Annotated in this window: 22 protein-coding genes; 5 read left to right on the top strand and 17 right to left on the bottom strand. The window is 39.2% G+C overall.

What is annotated here, in order from left to right; translation table 11 throughout:
- Position 1 precedes the first annotated feature (1 nt).
- The 14 genes from ND855_RS11025 to ND855_RS10960 all read right to left on the bottom strand — a co-directional run bounded on the left by ND855_RS11025 (position 2) and on the right by ND855_RS10960 (position 13,686).
- Positions 2-625 carry a helix-turn-helix domain-containing protein gene (locus ND855_RS11025; RefSeq protein ID WP_100727632.1) on the bottom strand — a complete coding sequence of 208 codons (624 nt, stop codon included), beginning with the start codon at positions 623-625 and terminating at the stop codon, positions 2-4.
- Positions 626-664: 39 nt separating this feature from the next.
- On the bottom strand, positions 665-1,351 hold the full coding sequence (gene rsmI / locus ND855_RS11020; RefSeq protein ID WP_265358378.1) for a 16S rRNA (cytidine(1402)-2'-O)-methyltransferase: 687 nt from the start codon (positions 1,349-1,351) through the stop codon (positions 665-667).
- Positions 1,348-2,175: an HAD family hydrolase gene (locus ND855_RS11015; RefSeq protein WP_265358377.1), complete on the bottom strand. Its 828-nt coding sequence runs from the start codon at positions 2,173-2,175 to the stop codon at positions 1,348-1,350. The genes rsmI and ND855_RS11015 overlap by 4 nt, the downstream gene beginning before the upstream one ends.
- Before the next feature lie 6 nt (positions 2,176-2,181).
- Positions 2,182-2,967 carry a M23 family metallopeptidase gene (locus ND855_RS11010; RefSeq protein WP_265358376.1) on the bottom strand — a complete coding sequence of 262 codons (786 nt, stop codon included), beginning with the start codon at positions 2,965-2,967 and terminating at the stop codon, positions 2,182-2,184.
- Between the two features lie 255 nt (positions 2,968-3,222).
- Positions 3,223-4,467 (bottom strand): sterol desaturase family protein, encoded by a 1,245-nt coding sequence (locus ND855_RS11005; protein WP_135639133.1) that lies wholly within the window; start codon positions 4,465-4,467, stop codon positions 3,223-3,225.
- 18 nt (positions 4,468-4,485) lie between these two features.
- The gene (rsmA, locus tag ND855_RS11000; RefSeq protein WP_265358375.1) at positions 4,486-5,364 is read right to left on the bottom strand and encodes a 16S rRNA (adenine(1518)-N(6)/adenine(1519)-N(6))-dimethyltransferase RsmA; all 879 of its coding nucleotides are present in this window, start codon (positions 5,362-5,364) and stop codon (positions 4,486-4,488) included.
- Positions 5,318-7,147 (bottom strand): ComEC/Rec2 family competence protein, encoded by a 1,830-nt coding sequence (locus tag ND855_RS10995; RefSeq protein ID WP_265358374.1) that lies wholly within the window; start codon positions 7,145-7,147, stop codon positions 5,318-5,320. Before ND855_RS10995 ends, rsmA begins: the two co-directional genes overlap by 47 nt.
- A 43-nt stretch (positions 7,148-7,190) precedes the next feature.
- Complete coding sequence (gene trpS, locus ND855_RS10990) at positions 7,191-8,159, bottom strand: tryptophan--tRNA ligase (RefSeq protein ID WP_265358373.1); 969 nt, start codon at positions 8,157-8,159, stop codon at positions 7,191-7,193.
- Entirely contained in the window at positions 8,156-10,126 is a 1,971-nt protein-coding gene (locus ND855_RS10985; RefSeq protein ID WP_265358372.1) for a hypothetical protein, read from the bottom strand. The genes trpS and ND855_RS10985 overlap by 4 nt, the downstream gene beginning before the upstream one ends.
- 2 nt (positions 10,127-10,128) lie before the next feature.
- Positions 10,129-10,710 carry a LolA family protein gene (locus ND855_RS10980; protein ID WP_265358371.1) on the bottom strand — a complete coding sequence of 194 codons (582 nt, stop codon included), beginning with the start codon at positions 10,708-10,710 and terminating at the stop codon, positions 10,129-10,131.
- Between the two features lie 23 nt (positions 10,711-10,733).
- On the bottom strand, positions 10,734-11,693 hold the full coding sequence (locus tag ND855_RS10975; protein ID WP_100727622.1) for an electron transfer flavoprotein subunit alpha/FixB family protein: 960 nt from the start codon (positions 11,691-11,693) through the stop codon (positions 10,734-10,736).
- Positions 11,694-11,703: 10 nt separating this feature from the next.
- Complete coding sequence (locus ND855_RS10970; RefSeq protein ID WP_100727621.1) at positions 11,704-12,465, bottom strand: electron transfer flavoprotein subunit beta/FixA family protein; 762 nt, start codon at positions 12,463-12,465, stop codon at positions 11,704-11,706.
- A 67-nt stretch (positions 12,466-12,532) separates the two neighbouring features.
- Positions 12,533-12,832 carry an LIC10362 family protein gene (locus ND855_RS10965; RefSeq protein ID WP_265358370.1) on the bottom strand — a complete coding sequence of 100 codons (300 nt, stop codon included), beginning with the start codon at positions 12,830-12,832 and terminating at the stop codon, positions 12,533-12,535.
- Positions 12,833-12,849: 17 nt separating this feature from the next.
- Positions 12,850-13,686: a prenyltransferase gene (locus tag ND855_RS10960; protein WP_265358369.1), complete on the bottom strand. Its 837-nt coding sequence runs from the start codon at positions 13,684-13,686 to the stop codon at positions 12,850-12,852.
- A gap of 84 nt (positions 13,687-13,770) precedes the next feature.
- On the opposite strand from ND855_RS10960, the gene ND855_RS10955 reads away from it, so the two are divergent.
- On the top strand, positions 13,771-15,120 hold the full coding sequence (locus tag ND855_RS10955; protein WP_265359387.1) for an adenylate/guanylate cyclase domain-containing protein: 1,350 nt from the start codon (positions 13,771-13,773) through the stop codon (positions 15,118-15,120).
- A gap of 1 nt (position 15,121) precedes the next feature.
- Here ND855_RS10955 and ND855_RS10950 read toward each other — a convergent pair whose 3' ends face one another.
- The gene (locus ND855_RS10950; protein ID WP_265358368.1) at positions 15,122-16,594 is read right to left on the bottom strand and encodes an HD-GYP domain-containing protein; all 1,473 of its coding nucleotides are present in this window, start codon (positions 16,592-16,594) and stop codon (positions 15,122-15,124) included.
- Positions 16,595-16,967: 373 nt separating this feature from the next.
- Here ND855_RS10950 and ND855_RS10945 point away from each other — a divergent pair, with 373 nt between their 5' ends.
- The 3 genes from ND855_RS10945 (at position 16,968) to thrB (ending at position 20,777) form a co-directional block, all read left to right on the top strand.
- Entirely contained in the window at positions 16,968-18,152 is a 1,185-nt protein-coding gene (locus tag ND855_RS10945) for an acyl-CoA dehydrogenase family protein (RefSeq protein WP_265358367.1), read from the top strand.
- Between the two features lie 65 nt (positions 18,153-18,217).
- The gene (locus ND855_RS10940) at positions 18,218-19,789 is read left to right on the top strand and encodes a phytoene desaturase family protein (RefSeq protein WP_265358366.1); all 1,572 of its coding nucleotides are present in this window, start codon (positions 18,218-18,220) and stop codon (positions 19,787-19,789) included.
- A 34-nt stretch (positions 19,790-19,823) separates the two neighbouring features.
- Positions 19,824-20,777, top strand: coding sequence for a homoserine kinase (gene thrB, locus ND855_RS10935; protein ID WP_265358365.1), 954 nt, complete (start codon positions 19,824-19,826; stop codon positions 20,775-20,777).
- Between the two features lie 47 nt (positions 20,778-20,824).
- Here thrB and ND855_RS10930 read toward each other — a convergent pair whose 3' ends face one another.
- Together ND855_RS10930 and ND855_RS10925 are read right to left on the bottom strand one after the other, a co-directional pair.
- Positions 20,825-21,463 (bottom strand): hypothetical protein, encoded by a 639-nt coding sequence (locus ND855_RS10930; protein WP_265358364.1) that lies wholly within the window; start codon positions 21,461-21,463, stop codon positions 20,825-20,827.
- 2 nt (positions 21,464-21,465) lie between these two features.
- The gene (locus ND855_RS10925; protein WP_265358363.1) at positions 21,466-21,783 is read right to left on the bottom strand and encodes a hypothetical protein; all 318 of its coding nucleotides are present in this window, start codon (positions 21,781-21,783) and stop codon (positions 21,466-21,468) included.
- Between the two features lie 163 nt (positions 21,784-21,946).
- Between ND855_RS10925 and ND855_RS10920 the strand changes: the two genes are divergently transcribed.
- Positions 21,947-22,996 carry a DsbA family protein gene (locus ND855_RS10920; protein WP_265358362.1) on the top strand — a complete coding sequence of 350 codons (1,050 nt, stop codon included), beginning with the start codon at positions 21,947-21,949 and terminating at the stop codon, positions 22,994-22,996.
- Positions 22,997-23,000: the final 4 nt, after the last annotated feature.

Raw genomic sequence — 23,000 nt, 5'->3', positions numbered from 1 at the left:
CTTAACCTATTTCATCCGTGTAATCCATCACCAAGTACATAAGAGTTTCTTGGTCTGTAGGATTGGAATATTCATGAGAGACATCTGCCTTAAAAAACACTGAGTCTTTTGGCTCAAGTTCCACTACCTTTTCCCCTACACGCAATCGAAGTTTCCCAGAGACAACAACGAGGTTTTCTGTGGTCCCTGTTTTGTGTGGTTCAGCAACTTCATGTCCACCCGGCTTTAATATGAGTTCATAAAATTCTGTTTTGCGGTTTCCTAGGAATGGAAACAGGGCACGGCTTGCAAACACCTTTGAATTGGAATATAAAACCTTGGAGTTTTCTGCTTTTAAGATATGGATTCCGTCTTGGTTTTTTTCTTTCAGGAGTTCGGAAAAAGGAACATTGAGCCCGTTTGCAATTTTCCATAAAACAGAGATGGTCGGCACAGATTTCCCTTGTTCAATTTGAGACAACATCGCTCGGCTGACACCACATCGGTTTGCGAGTTTGTCCAAAGAAAATCCTTTGGTATGACGGATGAGTTTCAGGTTTTCTTTGACAACATCTGTTATATAGTCGCCCGATTCTGAAATTAAAGGATCTAATCCGTCACTTGTTTGTTCTACTTTACTGACCATAGTCCAAGCGTCCAATATAACAGAGGTACTGTCAAGAAACTATCGTTTGTGTCTTTCTTTTTTCTCTTCGATGACAAACACAGGTGGGAGTTTCATCCCTTGTGGGAATTTTTTTTGGACTTCCTTTGCTGTCCCGCGGAAAGAAGTTTCGTGTGCGAATGAAATTCCCAGTGCCAAAAAGAGCATTCGATCATTCGGAAGGATTTTGGCGAGAGTTTCCAGGCAATGTTTGGCACGGTATGGGGTTTCGTAAAAGGCGAGTGTGATCCCTAGTCCTAAGTATTGTTTTAAAGTCTTTTCCCTTTCTTTTTCCTCTCTCGGTAAAAATCCAAGGAATAAAAAAGGTGAGGTCGCAAAACCAGAACTGGTGAGAGCTGAAACAAGTGCAGTGGGACCTGGTGCCGATCTCACTTCCACTCCCATCTCCCAAGCGAGTGGGACAAGCCACTTACCTGGGTCTTCGAGACCTGGACTACCAGAATCAGAGATGAGACAAGTGCGTTTTGTCATGGCAAGTTTCATTCCAATTTCATCCATCTCAGTTCTCGAAGTATGTTCATTGAGAAGGTCAAACGGTTTTGAGATCCCTAGTTTTTTCAGTAGGGTAGAAGTGGTCCTTTGTTCTTCCCCTAAGATCCAATCTGCTTCCTCTAGCAATTGTTTTGTGCGTGGTGGAAGGTCTAAGTCGTTTCCAATGGAATTGGATACTAAATACAATCGATTCATTTGATTACAGTTTGGTAGGTAAAATATGGTTGGATGAGGATTCCTTTTGCACTGCAGGCCTTAACAAATTCAGGATCACCTTTATCAATGGCGACTCCGAATTCTTTGGCTTTGGTTAACATGGGATAGTCATTAAACGAATCACCAAAAACCAAATCAGGATACTGGCCAATTCTTTCTTCGATTGCTTTGACTTTCCCTTCGCCATATGTATATGGTTCAATGAGTTCGTGAGTATACCTTTCATTTCCATCTAAGGTTTGTCTCATACCAATGACGTTACTTTCTAACACAGGAAAGTGGTGAGCGATGGCAGCAATGCCTGGTTCAGGAGAAGCTGTTACAATGTAGACTTGCCATTTATGGTGGTGTAAGTATTGGATTAAATCTTTCATTTCCACTTGAGGAAAAACTCCAGACTCATCTTCAGGTAAGTTTACTCGTTTCCAAGCACGTCTTGCAATTTCGTAATAATCTTCTTTTGATAGACCTTGGAATAAAAAACAAGTCCAACGATACCCTCTTTCAACTCCAAATTCTTTTAATTGGAATGAATACTCTTCCCATATCAAATGTTCTTTTTCAGCTAAACTGAGTTTGGTGTGGTCTTTCCAAAGTTTTTTATCACGGAAAAAAGGGGAGAGATCAGTCGGTAAAAATGTAAGATTTTCCCTGATGATTTGGTCCATGATTTTTTCGCCAAAATCATTACGGATCAGTGTATTATCAAAATCAAAACAGACAATGCCTGTTTTATTAGGGATCAGTGTTGTCAGACGGTTATAAATTTCATCTGTCCAACTATGCTTTGTAAGGTTTGTCACAAATACTTAGTCTGCAAATCCGACAAGGTTTGTGGCAACACCTTCTTCAAATGGAGTGAGAAAGTTTTCAGGATTCAAATACACATTATGAAATCGAACTTCGAAATGGACATGAGGTCCTGTTGACTTTCCCGTGTTACCAGAAAAAGCGATGATTTGTCCTTTTTTCACAATGTCACCAGGTTTTACGAGTAACTCTTGGTTATGCCCATACACTGTATGGAAATGGTTCATGTCATGGTGGTAAATTTTAACAGCCAGTCCATAGTCACCACCTCTCCCCGCTTCTTCTACCACTCCATCTGCTGCCGCAAGTACGATCGAGTTTTTCGGAATGGCGATGTCAAGGCCTGTATGCCAAGTGTTCCAACGCCTTCCAATCCGAGAAGAAATTCGAGATTTGTTATTGGGTAACACTGGCCAAATGAATTGGTCGATCGGAGAATCGATGGTTTCGCGAAAGAGTTCTTTTTCTTGGAGGTTCCGCATGTATTCAGCGGAATAAGGGAAAAATACGGAGCGTTTCAAACGTTTGAGTTCGGTTTCCGTGAGGTGGTTGATTTCCATTACCTCTTGGGCAAGCACACCGAATTCAGATGCCTTTTCCAATACGGATTTTTTCTCTGCAATGAGATCCACCCAAAGGCCCCATTGGTCGTTATACCGTTGGAAGACATGGTTGTCCAAAAAAACAGGACCATTTTTTTGCTTTTGGTATGCCGCATAGGCCGAGTAGGTCACGACAAAGAGGATTAGGACCAGTATGATATAGTAACTGCGGTTTCGCTTCATCTCATTTCGCCTCAAAAACTATGGTGCAATGCCAAATTCTCACGGCCACCCACCTGGTCAAGGCGAAGAGGTCGGAAACTTGCGTCAATCATGGCTTTTATGTGACATAAGAAAGTGGGTCCAGTCTCTGTCATTTCCTTTTCTCGGAAGGAAATGAAAAATTAACGTTGTTAATTAGATTGGAATGGTTTTAGAAACAGGGGATAAGGGAAGGGAAAGGACCGATTGGGTTTCGATCCTTCCTTTCGGTTCCGATTAGGAGGCGGCTTGTGTTTTCTGTTGGCCAGTGCGGTAGAGATAAATACCGGCAATCACCAAACAAACAATGCCAATGGCATAATATGCCCAATTGACATCAAAGTATCCAAGCACTAAAAATCCAAAGAGGAGTCTTGTAATCTCCAAGGCCCCCGCCCAAGATTTGTTTTCAATCAGTGCATTGATGGAAACGAGGGAAAGTGTCACCCAAATGGTAACAAGGACTTGAGAGACAAAACTGAATTTTGGAACAAAGAGTAAAAACGCAAACGAGAGGAGTAAGACCAAAACAAACCAAGTGGTTGTATAGGTTTTTACTTCAGTAGCAGGTTTAGGGTCATACTTTTGGAATGAATTTGGGCTTACTTCTGGAATGGGTAAAAATCCTGCTGGTTGGTTTCCCTGTCTTGGGTACCAACCTGGTGGTTTCAAAAAGACGCGGATTTTATCCATAAAGTATTCGGCGGCAAAGGCTTGTTTTAGAAGTTCCCAGTAGTAGTGGAAGTTTGCATACACTGGGTTAAAACTGCGAAGTGGTTTTACAGTTCCATACACACAAGGTTCTGTTTCTTCTTGGAAAGTCCCGAACATACGATCAAAGAGGATAAAAATCCCACCATGGTTTTTGTCGATGTAGATTGGGTTAATCGCGTGGTGAACTCGGTGGTGAGAAGGTGTCGAAAGGATGTACTCACCAATCTTTCCAATTTTACCAACTGCTTTTGTGTGTACCCAAAATTGGTAGATAAGATTGATTTGTCCGCTGGCAAGATACATCCATGGGTGAAACCCAATGAGAGCGAGTGGCACATAAAATACCCAAGTCACAAGGCCGCCAAGACCAGTTTGTCTGAGGGCAACCACAAGGTTGTATTCTTCACTGTGGTGGTGGATGACGTGTCCAGCCCAAAGGAAATTCACTTCATGTGCTAAGCGGTGTGACCAATAATAACAGAAATCTTGACCGACAATACAAAGCACCCATGCCCAAGGGTTTGTCATGGCAAATTCAAAAAATCGAAAGTGTTCATAGATATAAAAATAGGCATATAAACCCACACCTTTTTGGAAAAGGCCCCAAATTTGGGAGATGATTCCCGTACTCAAATCGGCAATCGAATCATTCAACCGGTACAGGTCTTTGTTCCTGCGGTAACCGATGTACACTTCAATGCCAATCAAAAGGAAAAAAACGGGGATGGCATACGTTACAATGGGAGGGGGTGTGAAATTCTCAAACATAGCGGACTATATTTGACATCATTTTGACAAAATGTCAAGTAAATGTTGACCAAGATTCAGAAATTGTTCACGGTTCAATTCTTCAGGTCGTTTGGTAGGAGGGATTTCTGAACGAACCAATGCTTCACCCAGAGCCTCACGGAAATTGGGATCATCTGAAAAGGGAGATTCCCGTAAACTCACTTGGATTTGTTTTCGTTTCCCCCAAAACACAGTTCGTAACATCCGAGACCAAATTTCCACTTCCACTTCTGATTGAGGAGACCAGTGCTGTTTGCCCTTTTCTTTTTTGGGAGAGAGTAAAATGAGAGCGGAATGGATTTTGGGAATGGGAAAAAAACAATTTTTATGGACTGTCTTTAGGTATTTCACTTCGCAGAAGGCAGATAAAAATACGGAGAGAGAAGAGGTTTCTTTCACAAGCCGTTCTGCAAACTCCTTTTGTACCATAAAAATTCCACCTTGGAAGTTTCGGCAATGGATGATCAGTGTGTTGATGATTTCTGTTGTGAGGTGGTAAGGTAAGTTTCCAAATACAAAAACTTTTTTAGGAAAAATATGGTGTAAATTTTCTAAGGCATCACCTGCAAATAAATTTGCTTTGGGAAATTTAGGTAAAATATCTTCTTTTGCCAATTGGATGTAAGCAAAATCAATTTCAAATAAATCAGTATGTTTTCCTAAACTCAAAATTGGATAAGTTAAAGTTCCAAGTCCAATTCCAATTTCTGCCAAAGATACATCATCTTCAGTAAACAATGGTTTTGCGGTATTGACGATATATTCCACAATGTTTTGATCGATTAGGAAATTTTGACCAAATTTTTTTTGGGCTCTGATTCCTTTTTGTTCAAAGAAGGTTTGGATTTGTGAGATAGTGGAATAAGGAGATTTCAAATTGATCCTCAACGATGATGATTTTCCATGCGTTAGAAATCCCAAGTAGTTTTTGGTAGGTGATCCATTCTTTTGCTTCCTTTTTTTTCCAAGGAGGGAAATCGAGAACCAAGATTCCCTTCCATTTTTGTAAGGAATTGAATGTTTCCGATTCTTTTAAGGCACGTAATAAGGAGTTCACTTCCTTCGGATTGCCATCAAATCGAAATAATGTTACATTCTTTGTGAGATCGTTTCCCATTCGGAGTGAAGATTGGATTTTGATACCTTGTTTTTTATATTGCCGAACGAAAGGGGAAGCCTGTGTTTCGAAAAAAATCACATCTTTAATTTTCTCTTTTTTTTGCAGTCTTAAAGCTGTTTGCAAACAAGATTCTGATTCAAATAATATTTGTTTGATTGGATGGATTGTATTTGGGAGGCCGATCCGTTTATGAGGCGAACAAATTCCATAAAGATACATTTTGTTTTCGAGAGTGATTGTAAAATACCCTTTTCCCGATTGGGTGAGAATCGGTAGAGGCTTAACCTCTTCGTGCCAAAAACTAAATGGAAAAAAAAGAAACAATACACTAAGGATCAATCGATTGGTGATTCTGTTTTGGTTTAGGTTGTAACGATGTAGTCCCCAAAGGATCAAAATAAGAAGGAGTGATAACATGAATAGAAGGGAAGATTCCGCTTTCCATTCCTTGTAAGCTCTTTCGAAATTTGATAAACATTGGAAGAGTTTTAGAAAAAAGGAAAGTAAGTAACTTGCCGGTATCCAAATCCAATGGGATAAAAGAAGTGAGAGTGAACCTGGTAAAAAACTTTGGAGGAGGAGTGTCATATACAAACTAGGAAGTAAGATTCCAGCAAGTGGAACCAAACAATAATTGATCCAAATCCCTCCAAATGAATAAGAGCGAAAATAATACAAAAGAACCGGGAACGAACATAAGGAACAAACGATTGTGAGTGTAAAATTTTCCTTTAAGAAGGATTTACTACCTTTATAAAATATTTGGTCCAGACTGGGTTTGAGATAAAAGATTCCAAAAACAGCACTAAAGGAGAGTAAAAATCCAATGCTTAAAAAGTCTGAGAAACAAAACAATGCAATGGTCGCAGAAGATATGATCAGTAAATCACTAACGGCAATTTTGCGGTAAAATAAAGATGAGACTAATGTCAAAAATGCAAAGAGGTAAGCTCTTACAAATGAGACAGGAAAGTTTAAAACATATAAGTACAAAAATCCAAATCCAAGTGAGAATAGGATGGATAACCAACGGTGTTTGGAAAAAATTAAGTTTCCTAAAAATTGAATGGATCCAATAAAAATTCCTAAATGAAGTCCTGAAGCAGCAAATAGGTGTAAGATGCCAGATTCCTTTGCTAGTTCTTTGAAGTCTTTTGGAATTTCTTTTGTGGAACCAGTCACAAGGCCCATTACAATTCGTGATTCAAATGGAGAAAGTGGTGCTATGCTCAGTTCTTGTTTTAAAAAGTCTCGGAAAAAACGTTTTGGTAACCTTTGAGACAATGATTGGTTGGTATCGGCAAAGAGTAAAAATAGAAACGATGCAACAATCACCCACGGGATACGACGATTGTAATGTTTTGTTAGCCTTGGAGGAAGGATTACGAATAGGCAAAAGAAAAGCAGTTGGAACAAAAAGAGAAATGCATAAATCCCAGGGATTTTGTTTCCGATTTTGATTGTTGTGGCTGTAACACAAATTCCTAAACAAAACCATCCAAAGTTAGAATTAGGAAGTAGTTTTGTGTTTACTCTCACACAAGGAGAGGTTCAAAAATGAAATACTTGGTCTCCTTTAAATTTAGAAAGGATAAATGCCGAGTGTGTTTCTCACTTCACTTAATTTTTGTTCCGCAACTTCTTGTGCTTTTTGTTTTCCAGTTTTTAATACAGAATGAACATAATCTAAGTTTTGTGAGAGTTCCTCTCGTTTGGATCGGAAAGGTGTAAAATGATTCAGTATGGATTCTAAGAGGTCTTTTTTTAAATCCCCATATCCAAATCCACCTTGTCTGTATTTTTGTTTTTGTACTTCTTTTTCGGAATTCGTTAAGAATAAAGAATGAATTTGGAAAATGATAGACTGGTCTGGATCTTTTGGTTCTTCGATGGCTTTTGAATCACTGACAATCGACATCACTTTCTTTTTGATCTCTTTTTCGCTACCAAAAAAATCAATCGTATTGTTATACGATTTAGACATCTTTGCACCATCTACACCAGGAACCGTTGCCGTGTTTTCATCAATGTCTGGTTCTGGGAGTGTCAAAACAGATCCAAATTGAGAGTTGAATTTTTCTGCAATGTCCCGAGCAAATTCCAAATGTTGTTTTTGGTCTTTTCCGACGGGAACTTTTTCTGCTGAAAACAGTAAGATGTCACTTGCCATAAGGATCGGATAGGTAAAAAGACCTGCCCCTGGAACAAATCCTTTGGCAACTTTGTCTTTAAAAGAATGGGCAAGTTGTAATTGCGAAACAGTAATCGATTGTGATAAATACCAAGTGAGTTCTGTGACTTGGGGGACATCACTTTGTACCCAAAAAACTGTTTTGTTTGGATCAACACCTAGTGCCAGTAAGTCGATTGCACAACCCAAGGTGTAGTCTTTCAGTTCTTCTTTGGAACGAAAGGTAGTTAAGGCATGAAGGTTCGCGATGAATAAAAATAATTCTTCCTTTGATTGGTAATCTAAGATTTTTTTGATCGCTGAGAAGTAGTTTCCTAAATGTAATTTTCCTGACGGTTGTAATCCTGTGAGAACTCTCAAGTATCTTCCTCTTCCCCTGTTGTTTCGCTTGTCTCATTCGATTCCGAACTATTTGCCTCTCCTGAAGTTGGTTCTGGATTCCCACTAGCTTTGTGAAAAGTAGAGTAGGTAAGTCGTTCGTATTCTTTGTTGAGTTTGATCAGTTCTTGTTCGATTTTTCTGTGAGCTGTTAGTTTGGATGTAGTTGTTGGGTCTTTAAAGATAACAGCATAATTGTATAAATACTTTGTAAATTGAATGAAAACATCTTCCACTTTCATTCCATTGATTCTTTCTTTTGCAACAACTGCTTTGTCGTAGTGAGGTATAAACCTTTGGGCAATTTTTACTTCTTCGATGACTTTGTCTTTGGTGGAAATGATTTTGTCGTTTGTTTTTCCCTTTGATTCTGTCACCTTTGCCATCAAGTGGTTTTCCACGATGATATTGAGTTTTCCAGCAAAACTTCCAAAAAATTCAGATGCATCTTGGAGTGCTTGGACAATGGTTCCCGCAATTTGATCACTTGCTGCATTCCCTGTGCTATAATCCATACCATACTGTTGGAAACTATATTGGAAACTTGGAAATTTTTTATTAAAATTATCAATGGTTCGAACAAGTGTATTCAGTTGGTCAATTTCGTTTCTAAAAAGACCTGGTTGGATGATGAGAAGTTCTTGATTTTGGTTTTTATCACCTAACCGAACATAACCTTCGATGAGATTGATGTAAACTGTTTGTAGGTCACGTAGTAATAAATAAACAAGTCGGTGTGGTTGTGATTTGTAACTATTTTTGACAGTTTGGCTTTTTGCCGACTCAGGCATATGATGAGCCATAAAATCATCTACAACTTGGTTCAAAAAATCAAAACTGATTTTTCCTTTGTCATCGATGGAAAAATACCTGGATCTAAGATTTTGTAATTCTTCCTTTTTGAAGGTTCTTGTGTTGATATCGTCAGAAATTTTGGCTACAGTAATCTCCACTTCTTTTTGGATTTCACGTGCTGCTTGGAATTTATGTTCTTGGATAGGTGGAACTCGTAAGTCGGTGACAATTTCCGGCCAAGTGAACATTTTTTTCTTTGCTACGATATAAAAAGCAGTGATCGCATCAGATAACTTTGGTTTGTTGTTTTCTAAATTGATCGCATAGTTCACACCTTCCATGATTTTGTTAAGTTTGGGTGTGAGTTTTTCATCCATCTTCACGATGTCTGGTAGGTTGGACAATATGATATCTTTTGCATCATCTCTTTGCAAAAAACGTACATAAAACATCTGCATTTTGAGAGAACGTTCCAAAAAAATATCAGCAGATATTTTATCTAAGATGAGTGCATCAAGTGATGCAAAGGCATTAAAAAACTTATTAAAATTATTGATGATATTATAAACGAGTGGAGTCCAAATCCTCCAACCTTGTTGTTCTGAAACACGTAGGGCTTGGATGGTTGGGATGAGGACATCTTCTTTGAGTCCACGAAAAATTCGTTCCACATTATTTGAGATCGCGGGATTTCTGCCGAATAAACCAATGTCGATGGTTCCCGTTTCTTTGGCAAATTTACCTATGGAATTGTTTGTATTGTTCCCACCACCAAAAAGTCCTGCAAGTAGACCTCCACCTTGTTTCTGTTCGGCGGCCTTTTTCTTTGTTGGATTTTGTTTTTGTTTGGCACTGTCTATCGTAACTAAATCACTTGATCGTTTTGGTTTTGGATCGGGAGTAGAGGTGCGAGAAATCACTTCTCTTTTTGGTTGATCTCTCTCTGGTAATCCTCGGTCACGACTGTCTTCTTTTTTGGGTTTGTTTTTATTTTCGTAGTCTTCGTCCACTTTTCGGATGAGGTCAATCCGTATGAAGACATCATTCGATTTTAAAATCGCTTCATCAATGAGTTGTTGGTGTTCAGGTGTCCTTGTTTTGCGGTACAAATCCGCAAAAACACGATGCGCTTCGGTACGAGATACTGGTGTCACAATTACTCCTTTTGGTTGAGAGGGTTCTCAACAATCTGTGAGCTTGTGGGAGGTTGGAAGTTAAAGAGTCCTGTTCCGAGACCAATATTGGTAGCAATGCCAGAAAAAGCAATTTCTGTGATTTCTTCGTCGGAACGTTTCATTTTGAGAACACGGGGAAGGTCATTCTCAGAGACGACTAAAATGATTTCATTATAACGTTTGGTTGTAGATGTAAGGCGAAATGTTCTGCCACTAACAGTCACATTTTCATATCCAGATAATAATCCTCCAAGACCACCTGAAACACCTTTTAGGTCTTGTTTCCCTGCAATTGAGGAATCAGGATTGTAGAACCATAATATTCTACCATTGGAAGAGATGATCCTACCATCACTGAACCTAACATGGAGTTGGTTTGGGCTTTTGTAAGACACAACGCCAGTGAGGCCACCATTTAGAGTGACAGAGGCGCGAAAACTTTCAAGGGAGTTCATTTTGCCGATGACGGCATTGAGACGATCTCGTCCATCCTCTGCCCAAAGGGAACCCCATTGGACAGAGAAAAAGAGAACGATCTGGATTTTGAGAAGGAAATTTCTCAAAGTTAGATGGTTCGTATTGGGAATTAACCCAATACTTTTTTGAATTCAGAAGTAAGTGCAGGCACTACTTCAAACAAATCAGCGACAACACCATACGTTGCAACTTTGAAGATCGGAGCATCTCCGTCTTTGTTGATTGCAACGATGTATTTAGAAGAACCCATACCCGCTAAGTGTTGGATGGCTCCGGAAATTCCGCAAGCGATGTAACAGTTAGGGGAGACAGTTTTTCCTGTTTGTCCTACTTGGTGTGAGTGAGAAATCCATCCCGCATCCACAGTGGCACGAGAAGCACCAAGTGCTGCACCGAGTGTGTCTGCTAAGTCTTGGATGATAGGCCAGTTTTCTGGACCTTTGATTCCGCGTCCGCCAGATACGATGATAGAAGCATCAGCTAACTGCACTTTGTTTCCACCAGAAAGGTCTTTGGAAAGTGACTTTGTTCTCACTTCACCAGCAGAAGCGCCAGATTTTTCAACCGCACCTGCTCCTTCTTTTGGAGTTACTTCTTGTGAGTTGGCACGCACAGTGAACATTTGGATGTCAGAAGACACTTTGAAGTTCGCATACGCTTTACCAGAGTAAATTGGTTTTTTTGCTACCACTTTACCACCGTCAACAGAAAGACCCACTGCATCTGCTACGATTCCAGCATTTGCTTTGATCGCAACTCTTGCAGAGTATTCTTTTCCTTGAGCAGAGTGTGGCATAAGAACCACTGCTGGTTTTTTCTCTTGGATCACGGCAAAAATACCGTTTGCATAACCTTCTGGTGAAAATTCACCAAGGTTTGCACCGATCACAGCATCAGCACCAACTGCTTTCAAATCACCTGCAAACGCGTCAACGTTGTCAGTGATGATAAGAGTGTGAACTTTACCACCAATTGCATCCGCAATTTTGCGAGCTGCAGAGGTAAGTTCTTTTGAGATTTTTTTAAGTTCGCCGTTTTTTAATTCACCAACTACTAAAACATCAGCCATGTTCGTCTCCTTAGATGACCTTCGCTTCTTCGCGAAGAGCTTTTACAAGTTGAGATGCAAAACCTTGTGCATCTGCTGCTTCCAGTTTTCGACCAGCGATACGTGGAGGAGGTGGTTCAAGAGAAACAACTTCGAGTTTGGAACCAGTAGCACCGAGTTCTTCTGGTTTTTTCACATCGACTGGTTTTTTCTTAGCAGACATGATTCCTTTTAAACTTGGGTATCTTGGTTCGTTCAAACCTTTTTGCGCAGTCACGGCAAGAGGAGCAGAAGTTTCAACCACTTCAGTTCCACCTTCGATTTCGCGAGTTGCTGTTACTTTTTTGCCATCAAACTCGAGTTTGAGAGCCATTGCTACGTGAGGAACATTCAATCTCTCTGCAATTTGTACGACAACTTGTGAGCTGTCAGTATCGATGGATTGACGACCACCAATCACTACATCTGCATTTTCTGCTTTGATGAAATTGGCAAGAAGTTCGGAAGTGTATGTAGAGTCAAAAGTTACATAGTCATCCACTTTTACATGAACGGCTCTGTCCACACCCATAGCGTAGGCAGTGCGAAGTGCTTCTACGACACGGTCCGGGCCGAGGGACACTGCGATGACTTCTCCACCGCTTTTTTCTCGAATTCTGATTCCCTCTTCGATTGCAAATTCATCATAAGGAGAGATGATCCATTTTACGCCAGCTTCGTTGATCGATTTGTCACCGACCTTGATATTGGTTTCCGTATCCGGAACCTGCTTTACTAGAACAACAATTTTCATTCCTTAACCCCGTTTTCGTGGATTACCTTAGACCAGAAAACGAGAGGGAAGTCATAAGGGAAGTAATTTATTCTCGGAAGAAGCTGTATTTGCTCCAATTATAAGCCCAAATGATCCAAACAATGACAACGAGGACATTCGCATCGGACCTGAGGTAAAATTGAAAACCAATGACCAAGGGAAGGAGGAGGAAAAGGATAAAAGCGAGTACGAGTACTAGGTGGGGAGTCTCTTTCCAGTGTTTACCAGCGTTTTGGATTTCAATGAGAAGGTTTCCCTTGGGGCTCTCCACCTGGGAGCGAAAGCGGAACCAGTAGAGTGAGCTAAGGAGTAAAAAGAGGAAAATATGCAAAAAGAGAAATAACATAAACCCAACCTTATTTTTTAGCGGAGTCCAGAGAAGAAAAAAATGATCGAAGGCAAAAACATCGGCAAGTAGGAAAGTTCGGAAAACAACTTTTGCAAGGATGGTTTTGGGAAGAAATACCAAGTAACCCCGAGCCATAGGTAGGAAAGCCCCATCCCCAAGAAAAAAACAAATGGAATCGTTTGGGAACCAAAACCAAAACAAAGGAAGCTAAACCCCGAGAGGAAAACCAATATTGTTAACCCTTTTGCCAAGTGTGGAGAAAGCCAAAGGTTCAGTGTGTTCGTATTTTGGATTTTGTCCCTTTCTCTGTCAATTTGGTAGGTCTGTAAGACATTGGCGAGTACATGGAGGAAAAAACTGACAGCGATCAAAGGGAATCCTTTCGCATTTGAGAACGGAAGGAGGATCCCCCATGTATAAAAAACAGACACCAAAATTTCCTTGGGAACGGGAGAGAGTTGTTTTACAACAAGGACAAGGACAATCAGAAAACAGAAGAGATAGGTTTGGTTCTGGCTTAGAAATTCCCATTCCCAAACTAAACCAAATACGAGAGCCGATAAACATAAAATCCCGATAGCCCATTGGATTCTGGATTGGTTCTGCAAATAAAATTGGGAACGAAGTGAGAGTGGGGCAATTTCTTTTTTGGCATCCCATAGGTGGTCTGACAAATACAAGACCCAAACAGAAGTCAGATAAAACAAAACTAAGCTCAGGTGAAGTTTGGTTTGGAAGTAATGTTTGAAAAAAATTAGATTCGCAAAAACGGAAAACACGATATCAAAAGACAGATAAGAAAAAGTGAATAAACCTTTAGATGCCCGATTTATCTTTTTGTTTCGGAACATAGTTCATCTATTCCAAGACGGAATCCAAAAGCAAAAAGAAAATTCCCTTGCCACAAAAACTTTTACAGTCTGAAATGTATGCCAATGTTCAGGTCCATTCGAAACGCCATTTATTCTGTATACTGTATCCGTGACCAATTTCCCAAGTATATGTCGGAACTACTCTTAGAAGAAGAAGAAATGGGAGCTTTGTTTGCAGTTCGATTTCGGTATGTCATTGGATTTGCCCTCATTGCTAGTGCTTTTGCCAACCTTAGTAATATAGATACCATATGGGGTTATTTGGTCAACTTCATTGCAATCAGTATCTATTTTATGAATACATTTGTACATTTGCATATTCTGAAAAAAAAAGATAGTAAGTGGAAAACTAAATATGACTACATTAGTTTGCTTGTAGACAATGTTTTGATTACAATGACCATCCTAAACTGGTATTGGATCAAAGGAGATGGAAATCCAAATTATTTGGTGAAAACTCCCCTTGTCATATTTTATTTGTTACCATTATCTTTGTGTTTGTTCCAATATCGATTTTCTTTGGTTGTGTTTTCCTTTGTTTGTTTTCTCATTAGTTATTATTCCTTTATCACTGCGGCTTTGTTAGATCCTGATGCACAAATTAGTTTGGATTGGACAAGTTATGTGTTAGGTGATGATATTATCCTTCTGGATGCGCTTGTTTCCAAACCTGTGATTTTTTTGATTTTGGTATTTGCCATATCATATGGAATTTTTCGTAGTCTCAGGATGTTGTTGAAGTTTGCTGCATCCGAAACTCAAAAAACAACTCTATCAAGATACTTTTCTCCTGATTTGGTATCCGAGATCGTTTCCGACCCTGAGGTCATTGGCAAAGGAAAACGCCAAAAGGTGACTGTTCTATTTAGTGACATTCGAGGGTTTACTCAGTTTTCCGAACTTTTGGATCCTGAAGAATTATCTGTATTTCTTACCGAATTTCGTCGGCGAATGGTTCGTGTCATTTTTCAAAACAAAGGTAGTTTGGATAAATTCATTGGAGATGCTGTCATGGTTACCTTTGGAACCCCACTCCCTTCCGATATCCCAGGCGAAGATGTTAAAAATGCTGTAAATGCCGCATATGCAATGTTAAATGAGTTAAAACTTTGGAATGAAGAAAGAAAATCCCAAGGCCAAGTCGAGATAAAAATCGGGATCGGAATTCATTCTGGAGAAGTGTTTTGTGGGAGCATTGGGTCAGAAGAAAGAATGGAATACACAGTCATTGGTGATACTGTCAATACAGCATCAAGGATCGAGTCGGCGTGTAAAGAAATAGGTTCTCCACTTCTCATTTCTGAAGTAGTATGGGAAGAAATAGGAAAACCATCTGCATGGCATAAAAATGAAGGTGTTTTACTCCCTGGTAGGGAACAAAAAATCAATCTGTATGCTTACCAAAATGTGTGAGTTAAGTATTTAAATTTAATTTATAAACTGCTTCGTGTAAGGCGGGATTTAATTCTGGATCAATGATATAAATCACACGTGTGGTTCCAGCCTGTAGTGCTAAATCCATAATTGCTTTTCTACGATCAATTTTTATGCTCTTTAAATCAAAGTCTGCAATTTTAAATTTAATCCCTTTTTGGAAAACAGGATTTATGCTACAAATCCTTTGGAGTTTGGGTCTTGTTTGGTATCTGCCTACATCCAAAACAAGGCAGATATCAAAGTGAGCACGTTTTTCTGAATCCACAGAAGCTGTGATCACAAAGTCACCAAAGTTAATGATATTTTCGTTATTGGTGAGAGAACTTCCTACATAATCAAGGAGGTGGCGAATGTTTTTGTTGCTATAGGAAAAAAACGAATCGTTTAGAATCATCTTGAGTGCAGTAGAAGATTTAAAAGCAGGTCTCCAAGGTTGGTTAGAAGTTAGGGATGCATATTCGCTTGCGAGTGACAAAATCGCAATGTCTTCTTCAAAACTGGAAGTTGTGACATTGTTTTCTTGCAAGTGCAATTGTAATTCGATATCTTGAGTGATCCTTTCTTTTCCCACTTCTCTGTTGTATTTATCTCGAACTGACATGAGTTTGGTGAAAAGTGATCTTGGGTCCGGGAAGTTATTGTTCACTCCATTACCCCTGTAAGGTCTGTGATGGTTTAAAATCAGAGTTCTTACATGGGATTCAACTTCTGGGGCAGGCAGGGTCATTAAATAACTAATGATGGGGTGCTGTTGGACAACCGCATACTCTTCTTTTGTGAGTTTTGGAGTTTGTTTAACTTCAAGCCTTGAATACCCGACATCCATTAAATAACTTGCCATCATAAGGCTTAAGTGGTCTTTTTTATTTGATTCTTCTTTCCCTTCGTTAACAATTTTTCGTGTACGAACTTTCATTCCCATGGCAACAACTGTACGTTTGGTCATAAGCTCTGACTCAACGGAAACACCTGCTACACTCAAGATCTCTAAGATATTAAAAATTCCCAATTCAAAATCGGGATTACTAGTAAAATCGGTGAGAAGTTCATTTACAGAGTTTTGTACAAACACTGCTTGGTCAGAGGAAAAGGATGTTTTGCGTAAATCTTCAATTAACGCCTGCGATTGTTTGGCGAAGCGAGCGGTTTTTTCGATATCGAATAGTTTTGTAGTTCGGCCTGGTTCTAAGAAAGGTTTATCGGCACCATTAGGTTTTGATTTTTTTAATTCGGAAATTAAGAAGTAAACTCCTTGCATTTCAAACTTTAAAAGTTTACCAAAGTCTGCTTCTGTTGGGTTTCTTTTTTTATGAATTAAAATTTGTCCATCTTTATTGTATAAGTCAAGTGGGATGTTTTGGTTTTTCCGAAAACTATTTAAAGATTCTTCGGTTAACTCAAATTTTGCGAGCTTTTCTCTGGGTACTATATTTGTATCATTTGTGCTCATAGGAAACCACACACATTCGACTAAAGAATCTTTATGAATGTTAAGGCGATGATGTATCTTCTTCCATAAATTGTAAATTCATTCCTTTGTTTTTATAATCATTTTTATTTTTAGGGAATTTCCGTAAGTAGTAATCCTAATCTGTAGTAGTGGATGTTCACTTTCTCGTAACAATTGTAGCCAATCAAAAAAAGATGTGTCAGGAAAGAAACATCTGTTAATATATGTTAGGTGATTTACGAACATTGTCGTTTTGATTTGTCAAATTTCAAAAATTCGATGTTCGTTTTTGGAATAAAATGCTGCAAATGACGACAATTGGCTCTGATTTTTTCGTTTACAGTTTTAGGAAAAGTACGGAAAAATCTTCTCTATGAGCATTCTTACGACCAAAAAATCTTCTTATGATTTATTCAATCCAACAGAAGACCATTTAGCCCTACGACAATCCGTTGCATCTTTTGCAGAACGGGAACTAGACGAACAAGCGAAAGAGAATGATGAAACGGAATCGTTTAATGAGATGTTATTCAAACGACTTGGTTCCGAACTTGGAATTTTTGGAATCACTGTGCCAGAAGAAGACGGTGGGCATGGACTAGATCCACTTGCTTCTGTCATCATCCACGAAGAGATGAGTCGTTTTGATCCAGGATTTACTCTTTCTTATTTAGCTCATGAAGTTCTATTTGTGAACAATTTCTTTTATAGTTCCAATGCCTCACAACGTAGCCGTTACCTCAGTAAAGTCATCACTGGAGAATGGATCGGTGGAATGGGTATGACAGAACCAGGTGCTGGAACTGATGTCCTCGGAATGGCAACCCATGCTGTCAAAAAGGGTGATCGTTACGTCATCAACGGTGTAAAACAATACATCACAAATGGTTCCGTTGGCCAAGTTTTTGTTCTGTACACAAAGTTAGATAAAAATGCAAAAAAAATGACTTCATTTGTGATTGAATCGTCTTACAAAGGTTTTTCGGTCGGTAAAAAAGAAGAAAAAATGGGAATGCGTTCTTCTCCTACAACTCAACTTGTTTTTGAAGATATGGAAGTACCAGAAGAAAATCTCCTTGGAGATGAGAATGGTGCCATCACACATATGATGCGTAATTTGGAAATCGAAAGGGTGACTCTCGCGGCACAATCGCTAGGGATTGCTCGTCGTTGTGTGGACATCATGTGTGATTATACAGTTCGACATCGAGAAGCTTTTGGAAAAAAACTCATGGAGTTTGGACAAATCCAAAGGTTAGTAGCAGAGTCTTATGCAGATTACCAAGCAGCGAGAGCTCTTGTTTACCAAGTGGCAAGTGAGCTTGGACCAGATGTTCGTAATTCTCTTGGTGCCGCGTCTGCAAAACTCGTTGCAACTCAAATGGCAGAACGAGTTTCAAGAAACGCCATACAAGTACTAGGTGGATATGGTTATTGCCGAGAATACCCAGTAGAAAGACTCCACAGGGATGCAATCCTTCTTAGCATTGGTGGTGGTACGAATGAAGCCATGCAAAAGAACATAGCAAGTGATCTCAAAAAACTTTGGTCGGAGTGATAAGACAAATCATCTAAACTAAAACTTTTTCCCCATTCGTTTTTTTATGCCAGTCTACTAGTAACATGGAAAATGAATGGGATGTGATTGTCCTTGGCTCTGGACTTGGTGGGCTCACTGCTGCCTTATCGTTTGCAAATAAAGGCAAACGAGTTCTCGTGCTCGAGAAGAGTATCTCTCCTGGAGGTTCTGCCTCTAGTTTTTGGAAAAATGGATATTTGTTCGAATCTGGAGCTACAACCCTTGTTGGTTTTGAACCAGGACTTCCCATGGACCGACTCACAAAAGAATTTGGAATCCAATTCCCAATCCAACCCATAGAAAGGTCAATGGTAGTTCACCTTGGTGGAAAAACCATTGAAAGATATAAAGATAGAACTCTATGGATAAATGAAGCCAAGCGTGTGTTTGGTGGTGGATTTCGTATGGTTTTGTTTTGGAAGCTGTGTTTTTTTCTTTCGGATCAACTTTGGAGTTTGTCGGCAAGATATAAATGGTTTCCGTTTCAAAACCTTCGCGAGGTTTTTGTCAGTTTAAAAAACTTTCGACCTTATGATGTGATTGTTTTTCTGTTTTCGCTTGTTTCAGTAAGTTTTGTACAAAAGTTATTTTGGTTACACAAAAATGAGGAGTGGAAACAGTTTTTGGATGAACAACTTCTTATCACAAATCAATCCGTTTCAAACAAAGCACCTTTTGCCATGGCAGCAGCTGGACTCACGTATCCGAACTTACAAAATTATATAGTGACTGGTGGCATGTTGGAACTTTCCCAAACTGTCATCAAACGAATACGTGCATTAGGCGGAGAGTTTCTTCCAAAGCAGGAAGTGATTCATTTAACCAAAAAGGTTTATGAAAACCCTTCAGATTATTCCAATAAAGAAACGTTAGGTGAATCTCCCTCCTTTCCATCGAATCCTAACACGATTTGGGAAGTGAAAACAAAAAATAGAGAAAATTCTATTTTTTCTGCACCTATCCTTGTATCAAACCTTCCGATATGGAACTTAGTCACAATCACTGAAAGTCTACCAAAATTAAAAACGAAGGCCAAACAAATGGAAAATGGGATATGGGGAGCCTTTACCATGGGAATTGCCATCCAAGTAGGTTCTCAGGAACATTCTCATCAAGAGGAATGCCTCCACCACCAAATTCATTTGGAAGTCTCACTTCCCCACGGAGGAGGGCGATCAGTATTCGTATCCATTTCACACCCAGAAGACAAACTCCGATCCAAAGAAGGAATCCGGATCTTATCGGTTTCAACTCATCTAGAATATCCTGAGAATTGGAAACGCGACAAAGACTACCAGATTCGGAAAAAAGAAATCGAATCCATGATTCTATCTGCTTTGGAAAAAAACTTTGATTGGTTCAAACTTCCGAATATCTTGTTTTACCATTCTGCAACACCTGTTACTTGGCAAACTTGGACGGGACGCAAATGGGGACGTGTCGGAGGAATCCCTTCCTTTTATTTTTTTAATCCGTTTCGAATGGTATCCAATCGTTCAGAAGATCCAACACTTTTACTGACAGGTGACACAGTGTATCCAGGTCAGGGGATTCCAGCAGTTGTACTTGGTGGGCTCAATGCCGTGGAACAATTTGAATCCCGAAAGTTCGGTTGATTTCCGAACCGAATCCTAGAGCCTGGGCGAAACGATGGTTCGCCTTCCTAAGATACAGATCAAAGTGCCAGGGACTTCTGCCAATTTAGGTCCTGGGTTTGACCTCATGGGCCTTGCCCTTGACATCCATAATGAATTTGAATTCCAATTTTCAAAAGAAATTACAGAAACCAAAACAGAATTAAAAAATGGAAAAACCTTACCTTTCTCCAAAAAAGAAGATTTGGTTTTGTCTTCCTATTTGTCATATTTTTCGAAATTTGCAAAGGATCTCACACCTCCACCTTATCATTGTAAAATGACATTGGCTTTGCCTTTAAAAGGTGGGCTTGGGTCTAGTGCATCTGCGATTGTTGCTGGACTCTGTTTAGCAAAAGAAGTCCACAAAAGGTTAAGTCCCGAATCTTTGCCAACAGAACAAGAGTTCACTCAATACTTAGCAGAATTTGAAGGTCATCCTGATAATACACTCCCTGCCTACCTTGGTGGATTTGTTTTCGCTTACTCTACATTTGGTGAGACATTAAGGTACTTTCGAAAAAAGTTTCCATCATCTGTTTCCATTTTTGTCCTTACCCCAGAGTATTCTGTTTCTACAGAAGAATCGAGAAAAACTCTGCCAAAGTCCTATGTGACTTCAGATGTGATATTTAACCTTTCGCGAATTGGGGCATGGATGCATTTCCTAGATAAACGTAAGTTTGGTGATCTGCTAGTTGGTTTGGAAGACAAAATGCACACTCCCTACCGAATTCCAAACTCATCTCCACTTTTTCCTTTAGCAGATACTTTAAAACAAGAAGGGATCGGGTATTGTCTCTCTGGATCTGGTCCAAGTTTACTGATCTTTTTAGAACGAAAGGCCTTAAAATCAAAATTAAACGAATTGGAATCAAAAGTTTCAAAGATCATGAAAGATTCTGGAATCACGTATCAATTTCGGAAGGTAAAACCTGATGGAGTAGGCGTACGAATCAAAATGAAATGAGTTCACTCTCTAACCATTGATAAGTTAGGTGAACTTTGATTCGAAGTTTATTCTTCTTCGGCTCCTTCTTCTTTTCCGAATCCATAAACATCTCCTCGAAATCTAACTTTTCTGTTGATCCCAGGTTGGATTTTACCAACTTCAAATGTAAACTTCATCCTTTCTTTTCCTGATCGATTGAAATAAAAAGAAGATGTAAGTGAAATTTCGATAAAATTTACCATTCTGTCTTTTGTAATTTTATCGGAGATTCTAAATTCAGCGGGGTGACCAATGATCTCATAAGAATCAAAAGTTTCTTTTGATTCCATTTTTCCATAATGTTCCATTCTTGGAGGTTTATAAAAACTGGGTCCATTTTTTAGAACGGTAATCGTATAATCTTCGCTATCTCTACTTTTTTTGAATTGGAAAATCAAATGATCTTCTGTGATGGCATTACAACGTGTTGCCAATTGGCCTGTTTTACAACCAACATGGAAACTTGCAAATCGGGAAAGTTCATCCACGACTAAATCATATTTATCACCTGTTTGGACAGGGATAAATCGATCTGATTCTTTTCTCATAAAAATAGGATGGATGAATTGGTTGTACACAACAAACCCCAGTCCTAATATGGAGATTGTTAGCACACCACTGAGGACTAGGACAAAACTATCTAAAATGGCAATGCTTAAAAACAAAATTACCTTTTTGTATCAACCTTATGGCTTTTTGTTTCCGGGAGTGGAGTCCTTGTGACAAGGGAAAGAAGGTCCTTCACTTCTTCCGGAGAAATGATTTGGTTTAATTTTTCTTCCAGAGAAGCTGGTGTTGGTTTTAAAACCAGATCTTCCGGTTTTACTTTCGGTTCCGATTTTGTTTTGGCTTCTGTTACGGCCACTTCGTTGTTTGATTTTTTAGGGAAAGATTCCTTTCCTTCCTCCGACTGTTTTCCCGTTTGAGTGGGAAGGGTGGGGGGAATGGATAGGCCGGGATTCCCTTGGATATTGATTGTATTCATAGTTCCCAAACCTCCGTGTTCAGGATCGAAAATTGAAGAAAAAACTTTCCTTTTCCCTCCCTCAGATTTTCGGTCAAATTGAGGTTCGCTTTAGCGAAAATCGAAACATTTTTTAGGATTTTTCCGTTTGATTGCCCGCTTTATGGCCGGGAAGCTGGCAGAGATGGAAAATAATTTTAAATCGTGGATGGCTTCGCCCATCTCTAAAATCTTCATAGGGACCAATTTTGTCTTTGCCGTGCTTTTTTTAGTCAGTGTTCCTTCTTTTGTGAAAGAATACATCACCCAGGATGCAGTGAGCATCGGTGGAAAAAAATACGACCTGAGTGACGTGAAAGACTCTTCACCGATTGCTTATTCCAAATTCCAATCTGAATACAAGGCACTTCTCAAAAATACCTTTGGTGAATTTGCTCAGGACAAATTATTCGAATTAGTTGCAAAAGATAAAAACATCAAACCTTCTGAAGTTTTAAATGAAGGTCTGGTTTTGAGAGAACCTTCGGAAGAAGAAATCTTAAACGTTTATATGTCTAACAAAGCACAGTTAGGTGGAAAATCTCTCGCTGAAACAAAAGAGAAAATTGTTGGATTTTTAAAAAGCCAACAAGAACAAGAACATAGCAGAAACAAATACCGTGAGATCATCACAAAATACCCAGTTGATTTTTTGATCAAAGAACCGGAAGCAATCCGAGTGACTGTGGATGAAAAAAACAATCCAAGTATGGGACCAAAAGATGCAAAGATTACAGTTATTGAATTTTCTGACTTTGAATGCCCATTCTGTAAACGAAGCCAAGATGTAAACCGCCAACTCCGAGAAAAATATAAGGGGCAAATCCGTTGGGTATTCCGCGATTTCCCTCTCCCATTCCACCAAGACGCAATGTATGCGCATATGGCAGCAAACTGTTCCATCGATGAAGGTAAGTATTGGGATGTTTTTAATGTCTTATTTGATAACAGTGGTAATTTGAGTAAGTCAAATGTAGATTCATTGGTATTAAAAACAGGTTTGTCTAAAGACAAATACCAAGCTTGTATGAAAGACCAATCAAAGTTAAAAACTGAAATCGATGCTGATATCCAAGACGGACAAAAAGTAGGAGTCAGTGGAACACCTGCATTTTTTATCAATGGGATCTTTGTCTCGGGTGCCTTACCTTTTGAAAACTTCGATGAGATCATCCAAAAAGAACTGAAACAATAAAGGG

It is taken from the genome of Leptospira paudalimensis, assembly GCF_026151345.1.
GTDB lineage: Bacteria > Spirochaetota > Leptospiria > Leptospirales > Leptospiraceae > Leptospira_A > Leptospira_A paudalimensis.
The sequence above is the reverse complement of the archived record's forward strand: the minus strand, read 5'-3'. Positions and strand labels throughout refer to the sequence as shown.